This is a genomic window from Rhizobium sp. NZLR11, from assembly GCF_019685115.1.
Taxonomy (GTDB): Bacteria; Pseudomonadota; Alphaproteobacteria; order Rhizobiales; family Rhizobiaceae; genus Rhizobium.
This window is the reverse complement of sequence record NZ_JABDWD010000018.1, coordinates 14106-35043: the sequence shown is the minus strand read 5'-3', so window position 1 is coordinate 35043 and position 20938 is coordinate 14106. Positions and strand designations below refer to the sequence as shown.

The 20938-nt window shown below is 60.5% G+C and carries 25 protein-coding genes and 1 pseudogene; 14 read left to right on the top strand and 12 right to left on the bottom strand.

Annotated elements, in window-relative coordinates; translation table 11 throughout:
- Positions 1-9 precede the first annotated feature (9 nt).
- Complete coding sequence (locus tag HJB83_RS25695) at positions 10-492, top strand: BA14K family protein (RefSeq protein WP_207580880.1); 483 nt, start codon at positions 10-12, stop codon at positions 490-492.
- A gap of 95 nt (positions 493-587) precedes the next feature.
- Here the strand turns inward: HJB83_RS25695 and HJB83_RS25690 are convergent.
- The 3 genes and pseudogenes from HJB83_RS25690 to HJB83_RS25680 all read right to left on the bottom strand — a co-directional run bounded on the left by HJB83_RS25690 (position 588) and on the right by HJB83_RS25680 (position 3692).
- A pseudogene (locus HJB83_RS25690) lies at positions 588-1288 on the bottom strand (DUF3313 domain-containing protein).
- 380 nt (positions 1289-1668) lie between these two features.
- Positions 1669-3021, bottom strand: a complete 1353-nt coding sequence (locus HJB83_RS25685) for a HAMP domain-containing sensor histidine kinase (RefSeq protein WP_221132839.1) — start codon at positions 3019-3021, stop codon at positions 1669-1671.
- Positions 3021-3692: a response regulator transcription factor gene (locus HJB83_RS25680; RefSeq protein WP_207580883.1), complete on the bottom strand. Its 672-nt coding sequence runs from the start codon at positions 3690-3692 to the stop codon at positions 3021-3023. Before HJB83_RS25680 ends, HJB83_RS25685 begins: the two co-directional genes overlap by 1 nt.
- Positions 3693-3831: 139 nt before the next feature.
- On the opposite strand from HJB83_RS25680, the gene HJB83_RS25675 reads away from it, so the two are divergent.
- Positions 3832-3978, top strand: coding sequence for a hypothetical protein (locus HJB83_RS25675; RefSeq protein WP_207580884.1), 147 nt, complete (start codon positions 3832-3834; stop codon positions 3976-3978).
- A gap of 20 nt (positions 3979-3998) precedes the next feature.
- On the opposite strand, the gene HJB83_RS25670 is transcribed toward HJB83_RS25675, so the two are convergent.
- Positions 3999-4532, bottom strand: coding sequence for an NADPH-dependent FMN reductase (locus HJB83_RS25670; RefSeq protein WP_207580885.1), 534 nt, complete (start codon positions 4530-4532; stop codon positions 3999-4001).
- Between the two features lie 202 nt (positions 4533-4734).
- Between HJB83_RS25670 and HJB83_RS25665 the strand changes: the two genes are divergently transcribed.
- The 3 genes from HJB83_RS25665 to HJB83_RS25655 all read left to right on the top strand — a co-directional run bounded on the left by HJB83_RS25665 (position 4735) and on the right by HJB83_RS25655 (position 7480).
- Positions 4735-5736, top strand: coding sequence for an ATP-binding cassette domain-containing protein (locus HJB83_RS25665; RefSeq protein WP_207580886.1), 1002 nt, complete (start codon positions 4735-4737; stop codon positions 5734-5736).
- A 137-nt stretch (positions 5737-5873) separates the two neighbouring features.
- Positions 5874-6674, top strand: coding sequence for an ABC-2 family transporter protein (locus tag HJB83_RS25660; RefSeq protein WP_221116788.1), 801 nt, complete (start codon positions 5874-5876; stop codon positions 6672-6674).
- Positions 6675-6676: 2 nt separating this feature from the next.
- Positions 6677-7480 carry an ABC transporter permease gene (locus HJB83_RS25655; protein ID WP_221116787.1) on the top strand — a complete coding sequence of 268 codons (804 nt, stop codon included), beginning with the start codon at positions 6677-6679 and terminating at the stop codon, positions 7478-7480.
- A 12-nt stretch (positions 7481-7492) separates the two neighbouring features.
- On the opposite strand, the gene HJB83_RS25650 is transcribed toward HJB83_RS25655, so the two are convergent.
- Positions 7493-8014, bottom strand: coding sequence for a helix-turn-helix domain-containing protein (locus tag HJB83_RS25650; protein ID WP_221132837.1), 522 nt, complete (start codon positions 8012-8014; stop codon positions 7493-7495).
- Positions 8015-8104: 90 nt separating this feature from the next.
- Here HJB83_RS25650 and HJB83_RS25645 point away from each other — a divergent pair, with 90 nt between their 5' ends.
- On the top strand, positions 8105-8746 hold the full coding sequence (locus HJB83_RS25645) for a dihydrofolate reductase family protein (protein ID WP_207580890.1): 642 nt from the start codon (positions 8105-8107) through the stop codon (positions 8744-8746).
- A 29-nt stretch (positions 8747-8775) separates the two neighbouring features.
- Here HJB83_RS25645 and HJB83_RS25640 read toward each other — a convergent pair whose 3' ends face one another.
- Positions 8776-9075, bottom strand: a complete 300-nt coding sequence (locus HJB83_RS25640; RefSeq protein WP_221116784.1) for an AzlD family protein — start codon at positions 9073-9075, stop codon at positions 8776-8778.
- Positions 9068-9763 carry an AzlC family ABC transporter permease gene (locus HJB83_RS25635; RefSeq protein ID WP_207580892.1) on the bottom strand — a complete coding sequence of 232 codons (696 nt, stop codon included), beginning with the start codon at positions 9761-9763 and terminating at the stop codon, positions 9068-9070. The genes HJB83_RS25640 and HJB83_RS25635 overlap by 8 nt, the downstream gene beginning before the upstream one ends.
- A gap of 189 nt (positions 9764-9952) precedes the next feature.
- On the opposite strand from HJB83_RS25635, the gene HJB83_RS25630 reads away from it, so the two are divergent.
- A complete protein-coding gene (locus tag HJB83_RS25630) occupies positions 9953-10411 on the top strand; it encodes an Lrp/AsnC family transcriptional regulator (RefSeq protein ID WP_207580893.1) in 459 nt (152 codons plus the stop codon).
- Positions 10412-10712: 301 nt separating this feature from the next.
- A complete protein-coding gene (locus HJB83_RS25625) occupies positions 10713-10916 on the top strand; it encodes a hypothetical protein (RefSeq protein WP_207580894.1) in 204 nt (67 codons plus the stop codon).
- 26 nt (positions 10917-10942) lie between these two features.
- Here HJB83_RS25625 and HJB83_RS25620 read toward each other — a convergent pair whose 3' ends face one another.
- Positions 10943-11818: a helix-turn-helix domain-containing GNAT family N-acetyltransferase gene (locus HJB83_RS25620; RefSeq protein ID WP_207580895.1), complete on the bottom strand. Its 876-nt coding sequence runs from the start codon at positions 11816-11818 to the stop codon at positions 10943-10945.
- 141 nt (positions 11819-11959) lie between these two features.
- Between HJB83_RS25620 and HJB83_RS25615 the strand changes: the two genes are divergently transcribed.
- Positions 11960-12772, top strand: a complete 813-nt coding sequence (locus tag HJB83_RS25615) for a hypothetical protein (protein ID WP_221116783.1) — start codon at positions 11960-11962, stop codon at positions 12770-12772.
- Between the two features lie 77 nt (positions 12773-12849).
- Positions 12850-13422 carry an AAA family ATPase gene (locus tag HJB83_RS25610; RefSeq protein ID WP_221116782.1) on the top strand — a complete coding sequence of 191 codons (573 nt, stop codon included), beginning with the start codon at positions 12850-12852 and terminating at the stop codon, positions 13420-13422.
- 74 nt (positions 13423-13496) lie between these two features.
- Here HJB83_RS25610 and HJB83_RS25605 read toward each other — a convergent pair whose 3' ends face one another.
- On the bottom strand, positions 13497-13649 hold the full coding sequence (locus HJB83_RS25605) for a hypothetical protein (protein WP_221116781.1): 153 nt from the start codon (positions 13647-13649) through the stop codon (positions 13497-13499).
- Positions 13650-13897: 248 nt separating this feature from the next.
- On the opposite strand from HJB83_RS25605, the gene HJB83_RS25600 reads away from it, so the two are divergent.
- Positions 13898-15358 (top strand): YwqG family protein, encoded by a 1461-nt coding sequence (locus HJB83_RS25600; RefSeq protein ID WP_259671410.1) that lies wholly within the window; start codon positions 13898-13900, stop codon positions 15356-15358.
- A 37-nt stretch (positions 15359-15395) separates the two neighbouring features.
- Here HJB83_RS25600 and HJB83_RS25595 read toward each other — a convergent pair whose 3' ends face one another.
- On the bottom strand, positions 15396-15554 hold the full coding sequence (locus tag HJB83_RS25595; protein ID WP_221132836.1) for a hypothetical protein: 159 nt from the start codon (positions 15552-15554) through the stop codon (positions 15396-15398).
- A gap of 344 nt (positions 15555-15898) precedes the next feature.
- Positions 15899-16366 carry an Lrp/AsnC family transcriptional regulator gene (locus HJB83_RS25590; protein WP_221132835.1) on the bottom strand — a complete coding sequence of 156 codons (468 nt, stop codon included), beginning with the start codon at positions 16364-16366 and terminating at the stop codon, positions 15899-15901.
- A gap of 124 nt (positions 16367-16490) precedes the next feature.
- On the opposite strand from HJB83_RS25590, the gene HJB83_RS25585 reads away from it, so the two are divergent.
- Positions 16491-17705: an argininosuccinate synthase gene (locus tag HJB83_RS25585; RefSeq protein ID WP_221132834.1), complete on the top strand. Its 1215-nt coding sequence runs from the start codon at positions 16491-16493 to the stop codon at positions 17703-17705.
- Between the two features lie 429 nt (positions 17706-18134).
- Here HJB83_RS25585 and HJB83_RS25580 read toward each other — a convergent pair whose 3' ends face one another.
- A complete protein-coding gene (locus tag HJB83_RS25580; protein ID WP_207580899.1) occupies positions 18135-18725 on the bottom strand; it encodes a TetR/AcrR family transcriptional regulator in 591 nt (196 codons plus the stop codon).
- Positions 18726-18836: 111 nt separating this feature from the next.
- Between HJB83_RS25580 and HJB83_RS25575 the strand changes: the two genes are divergently transcribed.
- The gene (locus tag HJB83_RS25575) at positions 18837-19667 is read left to right on the top strand and encodes an SAM-dependent methyltransferase (protein ID WP_207580900.1); all 831 of its coding nucleotides are present in this window, start codon (positions 18837-18839) and stop codon (positions 19665-19667) included.
- Positions 19668-20002: 335 nt separating this feature from the next.
- Positions 20003-20917: a 4-hydroxybenzoate octaprenyltransferase gene (gene ubiA / locus HJB83_RS25570; protein WP_221132833.1), complete on the top strand. Its 915-nt coding sequence runs from the start codon at positions 20003-20005 to the stop codon at positions 20915-20917.
- Positions 20918-20938 lie beyond the last annotated feature (21 nt).

The following is a 20938-nucleotide window of genomic DNA, read 5'->3' as shown; positions in this document are numbered from 1 at the left end:
GTGAGAGAAATGAACAGATTCGCCATCATTGCCCTGTCGATAGCGACGGCTTTCTCCGGAATGCCGGCCTCGGCAGGCCCTGCCTTCGTGCCGAGTCCGGCGCAATCGGCGCAACCGGCGTCTCAAAGTGCCGCCCATATCATGACCGTCGGCTGCAACAACTTCACCAATTGCCCTGGGCAGTTCGGTAATGATCACAGGTGGTACCGAAACCGCCACCACTATCGCGATGGCAGCTACTACCGCGACGACCGCTATGGATGGGATCGTGGCTATAATCGTCACTATCACCACCATGACAATAGCGGCGCCATCATCGGCGGCCTCGCTGCCGGCGCGCTCATCGGCGGCATCATCGCCTCGCAGCCGCGCGCCTATTCTTCACGCGCCTACAGCTCGCATGCCGACTATTGCTACAGCCGCTACCGGTCTTACCGCGCCTACGACAATACCTTCCAGCCGAGCTACGGCCCGCGCCGCGAGTGCCAATAAACCGATCCACCCGTCAACAGCGAGCCTCGCATGAAAATGCGGGGCTTTTTGATGCCGCACGGGCAGCGCCTGGGGCAAGACTGAGCGTGTATCTCTCAGTAGGTCGCCGCCGGTTTCGGCTTCTTCTCGGTCCATTGCGGCGGCGCGCCGTATTTGGCGGCCACAGCTCCCATCAGTCCGGGCGACCGGCCAAAGGCGTCGCAGGCGGCGTATTTCGGTTTTCCGCCGAGCCAGGATTTCATTCGCTGCCCCGACGGCAGCGAGATATCCAATCCCTTCGGTTCCTTGCCTTTGATCAGCATGCGGGAAAATTCGCTGCTGAATTTCGACGCCAGGCCATAGGCGTCGCCGACTTCGGAAACGCGGGGAGTGTTCTGCAGCGAGTTTGCCCCGCGCGACCAGACGATCGCCGTCCGCTGCACACCATCGCGGTCGACGGCCTCAGCCTCGACCGCCAGTCCACCGAGGCCGGCCGGCAGCCGCGGCACGCCGACGGGCAGCACGAAACCGGTGCCGTCACAACGGTGGAAACACCCGCCATCGCCTTATTGGTCGGTACAATGTCGGTGACAACGGAGCGGATCGTCAGGTCCGCCGGTTGGCCTGAAGAGACCAGCTGATATTTGTCGCTGAGCGAAATGCAGAGCGCCCGGTCCAGCGCGTTCGCCACCATCACCCGGTCGGCGTCCGATTTGACGCGGGTCGCGGCGCTGAAAGCGAAGGTTGTCGGCACGATATTCACCGTCTTTGCCGGGCTAAGGCGCGTCCCATCGACATAGACGCGCGATTTCGACAACTTGCCCTTCGGCGGGCCGAGATTGCCGTAGAAGGAAAGCGTGCCGGCCCCCTTGAGGGGCACCGAGCTGCACCCTGCCGCTGTCATGGCAAGCGCCACCGGCAAGGCGAGAGACAAGCCCCTCGGAGCCTGTAGGAAAGAAAATGAAAATGGATTGCTGCGCACGCTGTCTGGCCTCCGTCGCCGATAGCGCATAACCCCGAAAATCGAAATCGATTTCCGGAAAGGATTATGCGCAGGTTTAAAGCGCTAGAGCGTCCTTGGCGCGTCTTGTAAGACGCGCCGCGCTCTAGTCTCAGGCGAAAGTGGCGGTCGAGAATTGCCGCAACATTACAGGTCGCTTCCGGCGGGCGGTTGCGGCTCAAGCCAGCCTGACCTACCTATGCGAGTTCGATCATCACTCGTGTCCCGGCTGCACTGCTCTCGATGCTGACCGCGCCGCCATGGTTTGCGGCGACCTGCTTGACGAGGCTGAGGCCGAGACCGGCGCCCTTGCTTCTTGGAGTGACGCGATAGAAGGGCTCGAACACCAGTTCGCGATGTTCGGCCGGAATGCCTGGCCCCTCGTCGGCGACGCTGATCCTGCCGCCGCCGGAAGCCGAGCGCGATACCGCGACCGTGATCATGCCCCCATTGCCGCCGTGGTCGATGGCATTGCGCACCAGGTTGCTGACCGCCCGCGGTAAGGCGGAAGGGCTGCCGCGGCGTTCAAGGCTCTCCACCTCGCTTTGAAAGCAGATCTGGTAGCCGCCCGCGATTGCCAGTGGCGCGAGGTCGGCAACCACAGTGCGGGCGATGCCGACGAGATCGACCGTTTCGTCAAGATCGGCCGCCTGGTCGTTTCGCTCGAAATCGAGCAGCTGTTCGGCCGCCTCGGCCAGCCGCGCCACGTCGTCGAGCAGCCGCTGCCGCTCGCGGCCATCGGGCATGCCGTCGATACGCGTCTGCGTGATGGCGATCGGCGTCCGCAGCTCATGCGCCGCATCGATCAGGAAGCGCTGGCGTTTGCGGAATTCATTCTCCAGCCGCTCCAGCGTACTGTTGAAGGCGGTCACGAGCGGCGACACTTCCCGGGGAATGCCGCTCACGGGAAGGCGTGCGCCCTGCCGGCGCGGCTCGATTGCCGCTGCGGCACGCGCCACGTCGCTGATCCCCCTCAGCGCCCGCCCGACAATCCGGGGCACAGCAAAAAAGACCGCCGGCAGAGCGACCGCCAGCAGCGGCACATAGATCGGATAGGTCTCTGTGAGCATGGTCAGGAAGGTGGCGCTCCGGCTCGGGTTGCCGCCATACATCACCCGGAAAGGCCCGATCCCCGTCTCGACACTGTCGATCGAGGCGCTCTCGCCGGTAAAGGCGGCACCGCGTATATCGGCCTCCTTGATCAGGTGCACATAGGGGCCAAGCACCTGATAGGCCTCCGGCACGGCGCCATAGGAAACAGTCTGCCCGTCCGGCGCAGCTACGACGAACCAGAGCCTGTCGCTCTCGGCCTTGAAGGCGCTAAGGCGCGGGCTGTCGACGATGACGAGCTTGCCCTGCGTATCGCGGATCAGCGCCTCATCGAGCGCTGCGGTCAGCCTGTATTCCATGGCGACGTTCGGCGAGAGGATCATCGCCCCGTAAACGCAAAGGCCGACGATGACAGCCGCCACCACGGCGACGAAAACGATGCTGAGCTGCCAGCTGAGCCGCCACCAAAGCGACGGATTGGCGTATTGCACCTTGGCCATCATTCTTCCTTCATGAGATAGCCGACGCCGCGGATATTATGGATCGCGACACCGGCGCCGGCATCGATCAGCCGCTTGCGCAGCCGCGAAATATGCGCATCGAGCGCATTCGACTGGATTTCCTCTTCGTAATTATAAACCGCCGCCTCCAGTGTCGAGCGGAGCACGGTCTTCTCCTTCCTCCTTGCAAGGGCGGCCAGCACCAGAAGTTCGCGTCGCGGCAGGTCGAGCGGCACCGTTGCGACAGTGACGCTGAGATGCAGCGGATCGATCACCATCCGCCCGGCGGTAATCTGCAATTCGGCAAGACCCGGCGCCCGCCGCAGCACGGCCCGCAGCCGCGCCATCAGCTCTTCGACCAGGAACGGCTTGCCAAGATAGTCGTCGGCGCCCAGGTCCAGCCCTTCAACCCGTTCCTTCGGCTCGTTGCGCGCCGTCAGCACAATGATCGGCGTATCCTTCCCCGTCCGCCTCAGCTCTGGAATGAAGCTCAGCCCCTCTCCATCGGGCAGGCGCCGGTCGAGCAGGATCGCGTCGTAGAGGTTCTGCCGCGTCAGCTCGACGGCATCGGCCAGGTGCATCGTGTGGTCGGTGACGATCGCATGTTTGCCAAGCGCTGCCGACAGCGCCTCGGCCAGCTCCCGCTCGTCTTCTATCAACAATATCCGCATCGCCCGCCTGTTCTCTTGACCTTCCCTCTGTCCGCCACAAGGGTTGCGGCAGCATTGCGGAGCTTGCAAGGCAGCCGGTCATGCTGCCGCAATTGTTGAGGTCCAGTACAAAGGACATCCGCGGCATCTGGAGATCAAGATGATCCGACCTATCCTCCGTTTCCTCAAGAGGCATTTCCTCTCCGCCTTCATCCTCGCCGCGCTGCTCGCAGCCCCGCTCGTGATACTGCACACGCTCCAGGAAAAAACAGCGTTCGAGAGCGGCCTGCTGATGGAGATCCGATGACCGGGCGGACCTCAGGCGATTTAGCCGGCTGCCTTGCAATAGGCCGAGAAGGCCTGAAGATAGGCCTGCACCCTCAAACGGTTCTCCACCGTCGCGACAGCCCGAAACACCTCGGCCGGTTCCAGCTTCATCAAAGGAAGCCGCAGAAAGATATCGTCCGCGAAGCGGTCGGTGATGGTCGCAAGGATCGTGCGCAGACCTGCCAGCATGTCATCGCCCCGATGTGATGCGTGCAGCAGTGCAACGGGCCTGTGGACGATCTGCTCTCCTGACACCAGCCAGTCGATCGCATTCTTGAGGCCGCCGGGAATGGATCGCACATATTCCGGGCTGGCGATGATCACCCCGTCGCTCCGAGCGATCACGTCGATGAAATCCCGCACCGCCGCCGGCAGGGATTCCCCCTCGAGATCAGGCGAGAATACCGGCAGGTATCCCACGCCATCGAAGATCGCAATCTCGATCTCACTTGGTGCGACGACGCTGATGGCCCGCAGCATGGCCGTATTGGTGGAATCGCGCCGAGCGCTGCCGGATATTGCGAGAATCTTCATGACCCCAACAGCGATCGATTGATCACCCTGTCAACGCAAAAGGCTGCGGCGCCGCGCGTCTTTTCGGATGCGCGAAGGATGCCGCAGCACTTTGAATTGGGCGATTGAGTGACAGCCAAAAGCGACTTTTGCTTGCACTGGCCGAGCCCGGCGTTAGCCTGGGTTCCAATCCTCACAGCTGCCGAGTCGGCGGGAAATACATATGACGGCTTTGATCGAAGCCCGGGGCGTCAGCAAACGCTTCCGGCAGCACAAGAGATTTCCGGGCTTTCTGGGCGCGCTAAAGACGCTGGTGACGAGCGAATATACAGAGGTTCTGGCCGTTTCCGACATCGATTTCGACGTCGCGGCCGGCGAAGCTGTGGGGTATCTCGGCCCCAATGGCGCCGGCAAATCCACCATGATCAAGATGATGACCGGCATCCTGGTACCGAGCGCCGGCACGCTTACCGTGCTTGGCCGCACACCGCATCTCAAGCGAATGGACAATGCGCGCGAGATCGGCGTTGTCTTCGGCCAGCGCAGTCAGCTGTGGTGGGACCTGCCGCTGGTCGACAGTTTCACCTTGCACCAGCGCATCTACGATATATCAGCCGCCCGCTATGCCGATAACCTCCGGCGCTTCAGCGAGCTGCTCGACCTCACGCCCTTTCTCGACCGCGCGGTGCGCCAGCTCAGCCTCGGCCAGCGCATGCGCGCCGAGATCGTCATGTCGCTGCTGCACGATCCGAAGATCCTCTTTCTGGACGAACCGACCATCGGGCTCGACGTGGTCGCCAAGGATGCGGTGCGGCGCTTTCTTGCGGAGATCAACCGCGAGCGCGGCGTCACCATCATCCTCACCACCCATGACCTGCAGGACATCGAAACCATCTGCCCGCGGCTGATCATGGTCGATCACTCGAGGCTGATCTTCGACGGCGAATTGAGGAGCCTGCGCGGGGCATTGGGCTCGGCCCGGCGACTGACACTCGAATTTGCCAGCGATCCGGGACCTTTGCCGCTCAAAACGGCGTCGCTGGTCAGCGACGAGGGCCTGCGCAAGAATTATCTGATCGAGCGCGAAGACATATCGCTGGTCAAAATCCTTTCGGAGGTGGGAAGCGAGCGCGACCTCAAGGATGTGGCGCTGCACGAGCCCGACATCGAAGAGGTCATCCGCACCTTCTACCAGGGCCGCGACGCCCGGGCGCGAGCATCATGAGCGCTTATTTCGCCTTCACCCGCAGTGCCCGGGCACGGACACTATGAGCGCCTATCTCGCCTTCACCCGCAACGCCCGGGCGCGGACACCATGAGCGCATATCTCGCCTTCACCCGAAACGCCCGGGCGCGGGCACCATGAGCGCTTATTTCGCCTTCACCCGAAGCGCCTTCCACGCGCAGCTTGCCTATCGCAACGAGGTCTGGGCCAACATCTTCGGCAAACTGGTGCAGGTCGTCGCGCGGGTCGCCATCTGGCTGGCCGTTTATGCCGGCGTCGGTGCAACCGTGGTCGACGGCGTCTCGCTGCAGCAGATGGTGACCTATGCGCTGCTCGGCGGCGCAGTGATGGGCGCCACCCGGCCTGAGAGGATCATCGGCGAGATCGGCCGGTCGCTCAAGACCGGTGATATCGCTGTCTGGTTGCTCAAGCCGCTGTCCTATCCGCTCTATCTGTTCGCCAATGAATCCGGCAGCTTTTTCTATCGCCTGGCTACGCAGGTCATCCCGACCGTCGCCTTCACCGCATTGTTTTACGGCATGCTGCCGCCGGCAAGCCTGTTTGATGGCCTGATGTTCATTGCCTTCTGGGCGCTGTCCTTCGTGCTCGTATTTTTGATGTCGGCGGTCTTCGGGCTCGTCGCCTTCTGGCTGATGACGAGTTTCTCGCTGGACTGGATCCTCGGCGCCTTGCTGCATCTCTTCTCGGGCCTGCTGGTGCCCTTCTGGTTTTTCCCCGAACCGCTGGCGACGATTGCCCGCCACCTGCCCTTCGCCTGGGTCGTCTATTATCCGAATGCCGTCTATCTCGGCAGGCTTTCGGCTGCCGACACCTGGTTTCATCTCGGCCTTGGTCTCGGCTGGGCCGGAATGTTCCTCTTGGGCGTCCTCTGGCTGTGGCGCTCAGCCTCCCGCCGCATCACCGTGCAAGGAGGCTGATCGTGCTCATTCATTACCTCCGCGTCATTCCGCTGCTGGTGCGGATGCATGTCCGCTCAAAGATGGAATATCGCGGCGCTTTCTGGCTCGATCGTTTCGCGCAGATCCTGTCCTATGGCAGCGTCTTCGCCACCATTGGCATCCTGCTCGCCCGCTTTCACACGCTGGGCGGCTGGACCTTGCCGGAGCTGGCGCTGTTGTTCAGCTTCCAGCTGCTCGCCTATTCTCTCGGCGCCGCGATGAGCTTCGTGCAATTGCGCGACCTTGAAGAACTGGTGCGACTCGGCACTTACGATACGCTGCTGGTCAAGCCATTCAGCCCCTGGGCCTATCTGGTCTTTTCCGGCCTCAATATCGGCTATGCCGGCCATGTCATCCTCGCGGCGGCGCTGATGGGCTGGGCCATTCTGTCGGTCGACTTCACCTGGTCGGTTTGGTCCGTGTCGTTCCTCATTGCCACGCTCATCAGCGCGACGCTTTTGACCGGTGCGCTGATCACCATGATCGGCGCGACGGCGCTGATGTGGGTGCGGTCCAACCATTTGTTTTCGATCTTCTTCGGCTTTTGGGAACTGACCCGTTACCCCCTTAACATCTTTCCCGGCGGCATCCAGATCACCCTCATCACCGCGGTTCCGTTGGCCCTGACCAGTTCGGTCCCGGTCGGCGCCCTGCTCGGCAAATCTATCCCGCTCCTTGGGGACTGGGCCGGGCCAGTGGCGCTCGCCGCCGGCCCCGTTTGGGTGTTGATATCGATCGCTCACTGGCGATACGCCACCGGCAAATACCAGGGCGCCGGCGGTTGACCTTTCTCGAAATCAGGAGACCGGCGCCGACGATTTTGCGCGGACCTCGAGGAACGCCGCCGTCAGCTTCGCCAGCACCGCCGAAGTGCACGTGCCGTTGGCTCCACCGATCGGATCGACGATATGGATCTGCCGGAGATCCTCCATGAATTCGTCCCAGAGCGGCGGCCCGCCTTCTTCGAGAAGCTGCGCGCGGATGCTCAGTTCCTCGCTGACAGGCAGATGGCGCCGCCCCCAGGCGCCGATCATGGCGAAGACGGGAACAAGCTGGATGGCCGGCTCCTCGAGGCTGTAGATTGCTTTCTGGCTGTGGCTCGGATCGTCCCGCTTGCTGATAAACCCGAGCGAGAGCAGGCGCTTCAGCCTGGCTGCTAGAATGTTGGAGGCGATCCCCTCCTCCGAATGGGTCAGCAGATCGCGGAAATGGCGGCGGTTGCCAAACATGATGTCCCGGATGATGATGAGGGTCCACCTGTCGCCCAGCACTTCCATCGTCAGGTTGATCGGGCAGCCCGAGCGCAGTTCGATATCCACCAGGCATCTCCTTCAAAAAACTGGTTGCATTATAGGATCACTTATGCGACAAAACAACCAGTTTTAATTTGCAATCAGATGGAGGAAACCATGTCCAAGGTTCGTGTCGCAGCATTTTCCCTTTCCGTGGATGGTTTCGGCGCCGGGCCGGAGCAAAGCATGCAAGATCCACTCGGCAAGCGCGGAACTGAGATGTTTCAATGGTTTTTCCATACCCGCACGTTTCGCGCGATGCAGGGAAAGGACGACGGCTCGCAAGGAATTGACGAGGATTATGCCGCCCGTGGCATGGCCAATTTCGGCGCCTTCATCCTCGGCCGCAACATGTTCGGCCCCATCCGCGGCGATTGGCCTGATAAGGCCTGGAAGGGCTGGTGGGGGCCAAACCCGCCCTACCATGCGCCAACCTTCATCCTGACGCACTATCCCCGCGAACCCCTCGTCATGGAGGGCGGCACGACCTTTCACTTCGTCACCGGCGGCATCGAGGACGCCCTTGAAAAGGCGAAGGCCGCGGCCGGCGGCAAGGATGTGAAGATCGGCGGCGGGGTCAGCACCGTGCGCCAATATCTTCAGGCCGGCCTGATCGATGAATTGCATTTCGCCCTCTCGCCCGTCGTGCTCGGCAAGGGCGAAGCAATGTTCACCGGCATCGACCTGCCCGCTCTCGGCTTCCGCGTCGCCGAGCATGTCGCCACCGAACACGCCACGCACATCGTGCTCGCAAAATAAACGAGCCGCCGATCGGAATCGGCATTCGTTCACACCAGCGCGTGCCGCAGGATGCCTGCGGCGGCAATGGCGATGATGACGGTCGGCAGCACGGGCAGCCGGGCTGCCGCCAGCATCGTCACCGCAAGAGCAATCAGATCCGCCGGCCGGCCGGTGACGAAGTCGGGTGCGATGACAGTGATCAATACGCAGCCCGGAGCACTCTCCATGACGATGCGCAGGCGCGGGCCGAGCGCGCGGTTGCGCAGGAAGAGATAGCCGCCGATGCGGGTGAGATAGGTGAGCGTCGCCATCAGCACGATCGCGGTGAGGTAAAGCGGATCAGCCATCGGCGCGCGCCATCAGGAATGCCGCGGCAACGCCGGATAGCGCGCCTGCCGGAACATACCAGGCCCCCGGTAGCGCCAGGTAGGTTGCAGCCGCGAAGAACAGGCTGACGAGCCAGGGAAGTGCTGCTTTCGCGCCCTTCCACATGCCGGCGAGCATCACCAGGAACACGGCCGGAAACGCCATGTCGAAACCGTATTCGGTGACGTCGCCGAGGATCGGTCCGACCAAGACGCCGATGGTCGTGAAGATGACCCAGCAAAAATAGAGGCCGAGCGCCACGCCGAAGAAATAACCCAGGCTGAGATTGGCCCGGGCCTTCCTCGCATCCGCCAGTCCCATCGCCCAGCTCTCGTCGCACATGAAGAACAGCGCCATCAGCGCCTGTCTTTTCGACAGATGGCGAATGAAGGGGGCAAGTGCTGCTCCCATCAGCAGATGCCGGCTGTTGACGAGAAAGGTGATGGCGGCGATGAGAAGCACGTGCGGCGGCGAGGACCAAAGCTCCACAGCGGCAAACTCCGATCCGCCGCCGAAATTCAGCCCCGTCATCAGCGGCACCTCAACGGCCGTAAATCCCTTGCCGGCGGCCTGCGCGCCGAGCACCAGCGCAAACGGCACGAAGCCCAGCATGATCGGGATCGCCGCCTTCAGGCCGCGCCATGCCTCGGATCGCCCTTTTGCGGGCATGCTGATGTCTTCAGAGATGCAGTCCGTCACCTCGGTAACCCTTGTTATCGAAAGCGTGCCGCGAACAGCGGTGCGTCGCCTGAATTATTATCGCAATCCCGAGAGCGATTGGTTGCGTTCTCAAATATGTATTGCCATTTTATTGGCATCCCGTGCCAATGACTAGCCAATCACGAGCAGAGGACGCCAATGAAGCTGGATTCCATAGATCGCGCCATACTCCGCGTCCTGCAGCAGGACGGCAGAATCCAGAACACCGAACTGGCCGCCAAGGTCGGACTGTCTCCGTCACCGTGTCTGAGGCGCGTCAGGATGCTCGAAGAAGCCGGGATCATCAGACATTACGTCGCATTGCTGGACCCGGTGAAGCTCGACATGGGCTTCAGCGTATTTGTCCGCATCTGGTTGTTGGCTCAGGACGAAGAGACGACGGCGGCCTTCTGCCGTGCGGCGGAGAAGCTGCCCCAGATCGTCGAATGCCATCTGATGGCCGGCGACTGTGATTTCATCCTCCGGGTCGTGGCTCCAGATCTGGACGGCTACAGGCGCTTCCAGATGGAACACCTCGGCCGCATCGAAGGCGTCCGCAACATCAAGACGGAAATCCCGATGCAGAAGATCAAGCAGTCATGGCAGGTTCCGGTCTGACGGCCGTGAGAAAAAGAACAAGGCGCCGGCATTCTTCAATTCGCGCGCATGTCCGTCGAGATCTACGAACGCTCCGAGGACGCATTCCTCGAAACTTTCTGTCTTGAGCATGATGCCGATCGACAAGCTCAGATTGCCAGAGGATACGGGCGTCCGGCCGGGCAGGCACCAAACCGTGTCAGAGAAATAGCGGTGGTGTAGCTGGGGAATGAGCGTAGAGTGAGCGCCATCGGCCCATCGGCATCGGCACTTCCGCTTGAGAGACCATAGGTGCTCTTGCCGCTTTTCGGATGGCACGACGATGCTCCTATCGCTCATCTCACTCAATGATGATGAAATAACAATCGTCACCGATGCAGTTCGGCTATGGTGCTGCGAGAGGAAGCTCGACATCGACAGCATCGAAGGGCGCCGCGCCATCACCATTGCCGTCGATCTCATCCAGATGAACACTGACCGCGACAGGCTTTTTACCGAGCTGTCGAAGCAGTTGGACCACCAGTAGGACCCGACGGCGGTGGCTCGAGAGGCTTAAAGTCGCTTTTCAAAAAACGTGTCGGGATATGGGTCGTCATTGAACCGGTCGATCTCATGCCAGCCGGTTCCGCGATAGAGCTGTTGCGCCTCGGAAAGCGCACTGTTCGTATCCAGACGGAGGAGCTTGACGGATAGCTCGCGGGCGATGGTCTCGGCGGCAAACATGAGGCGTGTTGCGAGCCCGAGGCCACGCGCGGAGGGGGCGACCCAGAGCCTTTTGATCTCCGCGACCTCGCCACCGCTACCCTTCAACCCGACGCAGCCGATCGGCAGGCCATCGGACAAAGCCACCAGGAACGCACCGCGCGGACGGGTCATATCCTTGGCGTCGGGATCGCGGGACAGCGATACATCGAAGCCCTTCTCAAACCTGCGTGAAAGTTCGCCGTAATATTCGCTCAGGCAATAGCTGGCGTCCTCGTGCCGAGGGTCCGTCTCCTCGATCACGATCTGGTCGCGCCTCAGCGAGGAAGCAACGATGTCCATGGCGCGTAGGAGTTCTTCCGGGCGGCGATGGCGTGCCAGAAATCCCTCCGCCTGCGCATTGGAAAGCGCTTCATAAGCCTGGAACTCGGACTGACCGATTTTGGTCAATCTGGCGATGCGGCGACGCGCGTCCTGAGGGTTCGGCACCGTCTCGATGAGCCCCTCCTCTTCCAGACTGCGCAGCAGACGGCTCATCAAGCCCGAGTCCAGACCGAGGTAATCGCGGATCACGGCAACATCCGATTGTCCCCGTCCGATCGAATTGAGCACGCGGGCAGCCCCGAGCGGACGCCCGCGCCCGAGGAAAGAGCTGTCGAGAGCGCCGACTTCGGAAGTGACGGCACGGTTGAAGCGACGGACGCGGGAGACAGGATCGCAAGCCATATTATCTGACTTAAGTCAGATAATTGATCCTGTCAATTCTGAGATCAAAAGCAGAGGTCTCGCCGGTCGGCGGTTTGCAGCCATCTTGCGGATCCCCATCCCCTCGCCTAAGGGATGGTAACGTCCCGCAAGGCCTCCCCCGTGTTCCGTTTTGCTCTCCACGTCCTGATCGTTCTCCTTCTGACGCTGCTCACGCAGATCGGCGGCATCGCCTATCTCATCGCCTTGGCCGCGTCGCGCGCCTGGGGCATCCGGCGCTTTCTGACGAAGCTCGCCATCTTCCTGTTTTGCTATGCCGGTGCGACATTTGCCGCGAGCCTCGCAGCCCCGATGGTCGGGCGGGTACCCCTCTCCTGCATATCAAGTGCCACAGACAGGCTCGTGGTCCGCTCCCCGATCTATTGCCTGCTGAACCGCAACTACGTCACCCCTCACCTGCGCGATCTGGCAAAAGCGCTTGCCGCCCACATGAACGAGGAATTTCCCGGTACCGTCACCGTCGCGCTGGATGCGAATTTCCCCTTCGTCAACGGCTTTCCGCTGCTGCCGCACCTTTCGCATGCCGACGGAAAAAAGCTCGACTTCGCCTATTATTACAAGGATGCGGACGACGCTTTCCTGGATGGCGTCACCCGCTCCCCGATCGGTTATTTCGCTTTCGAGCAGCCCGCGCCGGGCGACGAATTGCCATGCCAAGGGCGCAATGACTGGCTTACCACACGCTGGGATTTCGACGCGCTGCAGCCGTTGTTTCCGGCCTATGGCATCGAGGAGCAGCGCACATCGGCCGCGGTCGCCTGGCTGACGAGCGAAGGCGTGGCGCGCTTCGGCCTGCAGAAGATCTTCATCGAGCCGCATCTGAAGAACGCGCTTGGCATTACCGACAGCCATGTCCGCTTCCAAGGTTGCCGCGCCGCCCGCCACGACGACCATATCCATATCCAAGTTGAATGAGCGTAAGCTGCAAGGATTGAAAAGCCCTATTGCGCCACACGGACTATGTCAGACGAGAGTGGGGAGGTTTGCTCCGTATGAATATTTTCATTCTGCTGATCGGTTTTCCAGGCGTCGGGAAACTCGCGATCGCCAAAGAATTGAGCCCCCTTTTTTCCGCAAAGATTGTCGACAATCATTGGTTCAATAACCCGATACTGCGCCTCATCGATGATGACGGGACATCTCCCCTCCCAAACGGAATATGGGAATACACCGGAAGAGTTCGGCAAGCCGTCTTGGATGCGATCGTCGCCTATAGCGCTTCCTCGGCAAACTTCATCTTCACGCATGCCGGTATTGACGGCGATCAGCGTAGCATGCGCACTTTTCAACAAATTGCTGCCGCGGCTCAACAGCGCCAGGCCTTGCTGGCGCCGATCCGATTGCTATGCGACGAGGATGAGTTGGCACGCCGCATTTCTACACCCGCACGCCGCGTCCACTTAAAATCAATAGATGTAGAAGCCTCGAGAGAACGCAGCCGACGAGCTTCTGTTCTCGATCCGCGGCATCAAAATACGCTCGTCTTGGACGTAACATTCGCATCACCTGGGGAAAGTGCGGCCGCTATTCGAAATCATGTTTTGAACGTCGCAGGCAACCCCTGAAGTCGGTGCTTTGCAGCCAAGCCGCCCAGTCGATGAGGAATCTGTCGTGAATGAACGTGCGCTGCTTCAGATCCTCAGGCGCGTCCCGCCGATGCACGCTTGAGGAAGCCGCGGCTGCGGACGGGAAAGACCTCTTTCGCCGTCAGGAATTCCAATGTCAGCTCCGGATAATTAGCGTCCCGCGCGTTGTGATAGTTGACAGGGTTACCCCAAAGCTTCGGGGCCAAATCGGCGCCCGCGCTCTGGCTTCCGCAGCGTTGCGAAAGAACCTTTTGCGAGACGCGCTGGACGCGGCGGATGTGGTTGAAACGCACCGGCCGGCCAGCGGCCTAATGCCACACAGAGCGGCACGCCAACGGCTGAACAAGTTTACGATTCTTGGGCACCGTTGAGATAGCGTGCAACGCTCAGCCGGCACTGACTTGAAGGATCCACGCCCGCAGGCACTTATCTGCAAAGAGTCGGAAAAATCATAATGATCAATCGAACGGCGCCCACAGTTACAATCGAGCAGGCGGCTGCACTGATGCGCCCTCACCGCACGAAAAGCATCAGGTTGGACCGGGTTTGGCCACCGAATGAAGCTCTGGGGCTCTTGTCACAGATCGGAGGAGAACCGAATCTTCCGCCGAGCCTCGATTGGCCCACGATCGAATTCGAGGATGGGACAAAGGCATCGCTGGATTTCCTGGCGCAAATCAATCTGGAGGAACTGCCTGAAATCGAGGCTCGCGGCGCGCTTCCGAAAACGGGGGTGCTCTATTTCTTTGCCTTGGCGGAATCCAACGAGCCGCTCCAGACCTACGGTTCGGATGCCTGGCGTGTTCTCTATTACCCTGGCAACGCCGCGGATTTTCCCAGCCGCTCAGTTCCTGAGGACGCCGGGTGGAGAATCGATCATCTAGATTACGGTGAAACACCGGGAAGCAACTATCGAAATCCAGAGAGCCCGAAAGGCGAGCTTTTCCCGAGGTGCACCGTTCGCTTCACCGTGATCGATTTATGGGACATCCCACGATTTTCAGGATCAGACGATCCTCGGGTCCGGCCTTTTGAGAACGCCATTGCCATGGAGCCGGCCGATTTCGACGAGCCAAATGGCATTCCGGATGCCATCCGAAATTTTTGGACGAGGATAAATCCGTTCAAGCTCCAGGCGCCGAAGACACTTGAGACCTCTCAAAAGCAGCCTCCCCAAGCTCGCGTGGATGTCGAAATGTCCGACATCAGCGACCTGGCATATGACTGCCTTTCAATGCTGCGGAGAGAAGAGGGAGAAAACTGGTATCACTCTAAAATCCAGCTGAAATCATGGAGCCTGCCATACCGCGTGGAAGACGCGGTCATGCTTTTGAATGAAGCCAGAAATGAGTGGTGCGAAAATGCGCTGCCGCTGGATGATGTTCTTGAGCACTGGGGTGAACCCTCCGACACCTTGATGCAGGCCTACGACGGTTGGAAGAAGCAAGCGATGGCGCTGACTGGCAGCCTCACCGCATTGGGCAGAGCAACCAAGCTTTCCCCCGAACTTCGCGAAAAGGTTCTGAACGTCGTGGAAGAGGGCCGTCAACTACGAAAACAAGCGGGAGACTACGGATTGCACCCGCATCTCGAAACGGCCTTCCGCGCATCTCTGACGACCCTTCTTACCGATTTTCCCGGCATTGCTGAAATGGAACCGGAATTGGTTGCTGCCGGAAATCCCGCCAATCAGGCCGAGCTGAACGGGTACTTGTCACACCGCATGGTGGGAACCGGCGACGGGTTACAATCCGACCTCGAAGACGATGCAATTCTCCTGCTTCAACTCTGCAGCGATTCCGAGGGCCCACGCTTCCAATGGTGGGATGTTGGAGTAATCCGATTTTCGATCAATCGGGAAGCGTTGCGGACCTGCGAGTTTCATCTGGCCGAGGCTGAAATCGAGGGCTACTGACCCCTGGAGCAACAGTCTCCTGAACGGCGCTCCTTAATCACGCCTCAGCCGATCTGGAAACCGCCTTCTTGGCGCGGCCGGATCGGCAAGCGTTCCAGACCCACCGTCCCACCCGAAACAGAGCGCGGAATGCGTAGAAGATAACAAGGATCAGCAGGGGTGCGACCGCCAGCAGAAGAGCGATCTCGGAATCCAACTCCCAGATTCCTTCGACAATAGCTTCCAATCCCGACTGAAAATCATGAAAGAATCCCCCATTGCTCGGCTTCTGCTCCCGGTCGTGCATGGCTGCTCCGTTACCCGTTTCAAGGGCACGTGGGGATGCGATGAACATGTTGCAACCGTTCGCCCAATCACCCGCCCTCGTCCTTCGAGGCTCCGGCTTTCAGCCTCCGCGCCTCAGGATGAGGGCTGACCGATGTGACCCTGTATCAGCACGGCCCTCTCTCCAGCCTCATCCTGAGGCGCCCCGCAGGGGCCTCGAAGACGGGGCTGGCCACCCGTCGGCACCCATCCGACGGGCAATGAGCCACGCGTGACCTATCGCAACGGCAGCTCGTAGCTTCGCTTCAGCGTTTCCATCGGCACGTCGGTCTTGACGCTGAGGACGCTCGGAATGCGGGTCAGGTGGTCGGCCTGAAAACGCCAATAGCTGTGTAAATCGGTGGTGACGATGCGAAGCACGGCGTCGCACTCGCCCGTCGTCAGGTAGCACTCCATCACCTCGGGAAACCGTCTCACGGCTTCGGCGAAGCGCAGGGTGACCTCGGCATCCTGAGTTTTGAACCATACGCGGGCGAAAACCGTCAGCCCCGCCCCGACCTTTGCCGGATCCAGCACGGCGACATAGCGATCGATGATCCCGGCTTCTTCCAGCAGCCGCACGCGGCGCAGGCCGGGCGAAGGTGACAGGCCCACCTCCTTTGCCAGCTCGACATTCGAAATGCGCCCGTCGCGCTGAAGTACGCGCAGAATATGGCGATCGATCGCATCGAGCCCTGTCGGCATGTTATAGCTCCAGTTTCCATACAAATGGCAGAATATGCCAATTATTTGCAATTTTGAGGACGCTTCGCAAGCTCATTGCGCAAGACATGACCTATGGTTCCAAACATCGATGTGGAGATGACCAATGGTAGGAAAAATGAATAAAATCGTGCTCGCTTATTCCGGCGGGTTGGATACCTCGATCATCCTCAAATGGCTGCAGGAGAGCTACGGATGCGAGGTCGTCACCTTCACCGCCGATCTCGGCCAGGGCGAGGAGCTTCAGCCGGCGCGGGCAAAGGCGGAGATGCTTGGCGTGAAGGACATCCGCATTGTCGATCTACGGGAGGAATTCGTCCGCGACTTCGTCTTTCCGATGCTGCGGGCCAACGCGCTCTATGAAGGGCAGTATCTGCTCGGCAGTTCCATCGGCCGGCCACTGATTGCCAAGCATCTGGTCGCCATAGCCCGCGAGGTCGGCGCGGATGCCGTCGCCCACGGCGCGACGGGCAAGGGTAACGACCAGATCCGCCTCGAACTCGCCGTCAATGCGCTCGATCCATCGATTAGGGTCATCGCTCCCTGGCGCCGGTGGAACTTCCGCTCCCGCATCCAGCTACTGGAATATGCCACGAAGCATCAGATTCCGGTGCCCAAGGACAAGCGCGGCGAAGCGCCCTTCTCGATCGACGCCAACCTGTTGCACACCTCGACCGAAGGCAAAATCCTCGAAGATCCGGCCGAGGTCGCGCCCGAATACATCTACCAGCGCACGGTCGACCCTATCGACGCTCCCGATACCCCCCAGACCGTCACCATCGGCTTCGAGAGCGGCGATCCGGTGTCCGTAAACGGCGAAGCGATGACGCCGGCCACCTTGCTCACCGAGCTCAACAGGATCGGAGGCCGACACGGCATCGGCCGGCTCGATCTCGTCGAAAACCGTTTCATCGGCATGAAATCGCGAGGGGTATACGAGACGCCAGGAGGAACGATCCTGCTTGCGGCCCATCGAGGCATTGAATCGATTACGCTTGATCGCGCCGCCTCCCACCTGAAGGACGAGATCATGCCCCGCTACGCCGAGCTGATCTACAACGGCTTCTGGTTCGCCCCCGAGCGGGACATGCTGCAAGCCCTGATCGACCGGAGCCAGGCCTTCGTCAGCGGCGAAGTGACGCTAAGGCTCTACAAGGGATGCGCCTCGGTCATCTCTCGCACCTCCCCTCGCTCGCTCTATTCCGCCGACCTCGTCACCTTCGAAGAGAGCTCCCTCGCTTACGACCACCACGACGCCGAAGGCTTCATCAGGCTGAACGGATTGCGGCTCCGAAGCTGGGCAGCCCGCAAGGGAACATGAGCGGTCGGCCTTGCATCCAACGGCGAATTGAAAGCTTCCAGCGCAGAACCAAATTTCAAACGATTTTAAAAATCCCACCCGAAAAGCTAATCGATTTTAATTTTATTATTAAAATTTTCTTGTTGCAGCGCAAAAAAATTTAACCATTATTTCTGTAGACGCTCAGGTTGTTCGTTGGAGAAACTCGCATGACTGTGACATTTCCGCTATCCGAGAAGCGCGACGCAGAGTTATTGCTGAAGCACTTGACGTTGCACAAACTCAGCTGTCCGGGAAACTGTGTCGTGTCGCTCAAGGCGTACGTCGCCCACGTTTCGTCCTCTCATACCACGGCACTCGGTACCGCTCGTACCGCTTGGTAATGATCGAATGTCTTGGGCTCCTTGCCGAATGTTCGTGCCTTTCGCTTTTGCTCAAGGCGTCGACCGCCTATCTCGCTGCAGGCAGCCTCATGCCGGCGAACTTCAGGATATCCTCGATCTTCGTGTCGAGATCCGCGTCGGGTTCGACCTGGCCGTCTATCATCAGCAAGGCAAGGCCGTGCGTCAACGACCAAAGAAAGAGCGCGGCAATCGGCACATCCTCAGGCGTCAGCCGTTTTTCCAGATCGTCCTTCATCTGCCGGTAAACCCGCGCCCGCGAGGCGCGGATCGCTTCATTTCCTTTGGAATAGGCCTGAAAACTCTCCCCGAACATCAGCCGATAGAGGCCCGGATTCGCGCGGGCAAAGGCGACATATGCGATGCCGCCGGCAAGCAGGTGTCGCCGGGGACCATCCAGGGCGGCATCAATGGTTTCGCTGAGTTCGGCAAAGCCTTGTTCGGCAAGTGACGCCGCGATGGCGTCAAGGCTGTTGAAATAATGGTAGGCCGCCGGAGCCGAGACCCCGGCGCGGCGACCGATTTCCCGCATGCTGAGCGCCGCCGGGCCTCCCTCCTCGATAAGCGCCCTTGCCATCGCCAGTAACGTGGGGCGCAGATTGCCGTGATGATAGCGGGTCGCTGTTTTATCCCTAGTCATGTCTTGATCTAATCTTTACATCGTTAAAATCGTGTTTTAACCTGCCCGCGATGACAAGGGTCAGCTACGGTCCGGGCGTCGGGACCAAGGTTTACAGACAACGAGGCTTTCATGCGAGCATCGGAACCAAGCCGCACCGCGCTGGGCGCTGCAGCCTACAGGGCGGCGCACCAGAACGTCGATGGCGGCGCAATCTTCTTCGACCCCTACGCTCGCCGGATACTCGGTGAGGAGGCGAGCGCCGAGGCTGACCTGAAAGCCCGGGACCCCTCTACGCGATCCTTTCGCCTCTTCATGGCGGCACGCAGCCGATATGCCGAAGACTGCCTTGCCCTGTCCGTAGCAAGAGACGTCCGGCAGGCAGTTATCCTCGGCGCCGGGCTCGACACCTTTGCACTGCGCAATCCCCATGCCGGCCTGAAGGTCTTCGAAGTCGATCATCCTGCCACGCAAAGCTGGAAGCAGACGCGGCTGAACGAAACCGAGCTGACGCACGCCCCGCCGACATTCGTTCCGGTCGATTTCGAGCAGGAAGATCTCAAAGAGTGCCTCGTCGCGTCCGGCTTCAAGCTGGAAACGCCATCCTTCTTCATCTGGCTCGGCGTCGTGCCCTATCTCAAGGAGGCGTCGGTCTTTTCCCTGCTGCGCTTCGTCGCCGGCCTGCCGAGCGCATCCGTCGTCTTCGACTACAGCGAACCCCTCGAAAATTATTCACCCGAACGCCGTGCCCGCGCGGCGGAAATGGGATCGCGCACGGCTGCGGCCGGCGAACCGTGGCTGACACACTTCGATCCGAAGGAAATCTCCGAGCGATTGCTGAGCCTGGGGTTCGTATCTCTGGAGGATCTCGGCCCCACCGAAATGGCAAAGCGCTTCTTCGGCCTGCCAAGGGATGCACCGGATCGCGGCGCTGGCCCGCACGTCATATGGGCGGGGAGATAGGAATAGTCGTAACGATTGAATTGCGACACTTGGACCTCAGCGTTGTAGAGGACAGCATCCAGCCGGCTCACGCATAACCGGCGTATCCATTCGGCAGGTCATGCGGGCGGGGATGTTAAAGCATGTCGCGGAAAAGTTTGCAGCGGTTTTGCGGCAACGACATGCGTAAAAACAAAGAGCTAAAGCGCAAGGAGGGAATCTGAAAGATCGCGACGCGCTTTAGTCACGGCAGACTGCCGTTGCAGTGCTTGCAAAAATTCCTATTCTCGGCGTCACCGATGGCGATGAAAAGCTGAGGCATCCGGTTTATTGCGATAGGAATTTTAGATCACATCATGACGACACTCAGCCGCCCTGATCTCAGCGACATCAACCATGGCGACTGGGTGGATCGCCGGTTACCGGCCGCATGGCGGCCATACACGCGACTGGCGCGGCTCGATCGCCCGGTCGGAATCTGGTTGACGCTTTTCCCATGCTGGGCCGCCCTCATCCAGGCATCGCACGGTCTGCCGAACTTCTTGCAGTTGGCGATCTTCTCTCTCGGCGCCGTGCTGATGAGAAGTGCCGGTTCCACGGTCAACGACATCGCGGATCGGAAGTTTGACGGCCATGTGGAACGGACTCGCTTCCGGCCCCTTGCAAGCGGGGAGCTCCGCACCCTGCACGCCTTCGTCTTTCTGGCCGTGGAACTCGTGGCTGCGGCATCGCTTCTACTCTTCCTGACACCCTATACGTGCCTGGTGGCAATCTCGGTTCTGCCGCTGGTCTTCATCTACCCGCTCTGCAAGCGCTTCACCCACTGGCCCCAGGCCGTCCTGGGTGCAGCGTTCAATTGGGGGATGCTGATGGCATGGGCCGAGCTTGCAGGCCATATTCCGGCCGGCGCCGTCTTGATGTGGGGCGGGGCCATCGCCTGGCAGATCGGTTATGATACGGTCTACGCCTATGTCGATCTGAAGGATGATACCCGCCTCGGCCTGAAGTCGACGGCAATCCTGTTCGGCAGGGACGGCAAGATGTGGATCGGCTTGTTCTATGCTCTGGCCGTCGGGGCCTGGTCGCTCGGCGGCTGGCTGCTGGACATGTCGCCGCCTTATGCAATCGGAATGCTGGTCATCGCCGCTCATCTCGCCTGGCAGACCCGGCGGATCGACCTTGCCCGCCCCGACCTGAATTACCGCCTCTTCCTCGCCAATATCCTGACGGGCGTGCTACTCGCCTGCACGGCTTTGTCGGGCACATTTTGACGAGGTCGAGACCGTGAGACC

Bases quoted from the DNA above. Each gene is read 5' to 3' on its own strand.
- HJB83_RS25585 (WP_221132834.1), top strand. From the start codon at position 16,491: ATGGTAGGAAAAATGAATAAAATCGTGCTCGCTTATTCCGGCGGGTTG.
- HJB83_RS25695 (WP_207580880.1), top strand. From the start codon at position 10: ATGAACAGATTCGCCATCATTGCCCTGTCGATAGCGACGGCTTTCTCC.
- HJB83_RS25685 (WP_221132839.1), bottom strand. From the start codon at position 3,021: ATGGCCAAGGTGCAATACGCCAATCCGTCGCTTTGGTGGCGGCTCAGC.
- HJB83_RS25645 (WP_207580890.1), top strand. From the start codon at position 8,105: ATGTCCAAGGTTCGTGTCGCAGCATTTTCCCTTTCCGTGGATGGTTTC.
- HJB83_RS25640 (WP_221116784.1), bottom strand. From the start codon at position 9,075: ATGGCTGATCCGCTTTACCTCACCGCGATCGTGCTGATGGCGACGCTC.
- HJB83_RS25660 (WP_221116788.1), top strand. From the start codon at position 5,874: ATGAGCGCTTATTTCGCCTTCACCCGAAGCGCCTTCCACGCGCAGCTT.
- HJB83_RS25620 (WP_207580895.1), bottom strand. From the start codon at position 11,818: ATGGCTTGCGATCCTGTCTCCCGCGTCCGTCGCTTCAACCGTGCCGTC.
- HJB83_RS25670 (WP_207580885.1), bottom strand. From the start codon at position 4,532: ATGAAGATTCTCGCAATATCCGGCAGCGCTCGGCGCGATTCCACCAAT.
- HJB83_RS25575 (WP_207580900.1), top strand. From the start codon at position 18,837: ATGCGAGCATCGGAACCAAGCCGCACCGCGCTGGGCGCTGCAGCCTAC.
- HJB83_RS25600 (WP_259671410.1), top strand. From the start codon at position 13,898: ATGATCAATCGAACGGCGCCCACAGTTACAATCGAGCAGGCGGCTGCA.
- HJB83_RS25625 (WP_207580894.1), top strand. From the start codon at position 10,713: ATGCTCCTATCGCTCATCTCACTCAATGATGATGAAATAACAATCGTC.
- ubiA (WP_221132833.1), top strand. From the start codon at position 20,003: ATGACGACACTCAGCCGCCCTGATCTCAGCGACATCAACCATGGCGAC.
- HJB83_RS25580 (WP_207580899.1), bottom strand. From the start codon at position 18,725: ATGACTAGGGATAAAACAGCGACCCGCTATCATCACGGCAATCTGCGC.
- HJB83_RS25610 (WP_221116782.1), top strand. From the start codon at position 12,850: ATGAATATTTTCATTCTGCTGATCGGTTTTCCAGGCGTCGGGAAACTC.
- HJB83_RS25680 (WP_207580883.1), bottom strand. From the start codon at position 3,692: ATGCGGATATTGTTGATAGAAGACGAGCGGGAGCTGGCCGAGGCGCTG.
- HJB83_RS25635 (WP_207580892.1), bottom strand. From the start codon at position 9,763: ATGCCCGCAAAAGGGCGATCCGAGGCATGGCGCGGCCTGAAGGCGGCG.
- HJB83_RS25675 (WP_207580884.1), top strand. From the start codon at position 3,832: ATGATCCGACCTATCCTCCGTTTCCTCAAGAGGCATTTCCTCTCCGCC.
- HJB83_RS25630 (WP_207580893.1), top strand. From the start codon at position 9,953: ATGAAGCTGGATTCCATAGATCGCGCCATACTCCGCGTCCTGCAGCAG.
- HJB83_RS25665 (WP_207580886.1), top strand. From the start codon at position 4,735: ATGACGGCTTTGATCGAAGCCCGGGGCGTCAGCAAACGCTTCCGGCAG.
- HJB83_RS25590 (WP_221132835.1), bottom strand. From the start codon at position 16,366: ATGCCGACAGGGCTCGATGCGATCGATCGCCATATTCTGCGCGTACTT.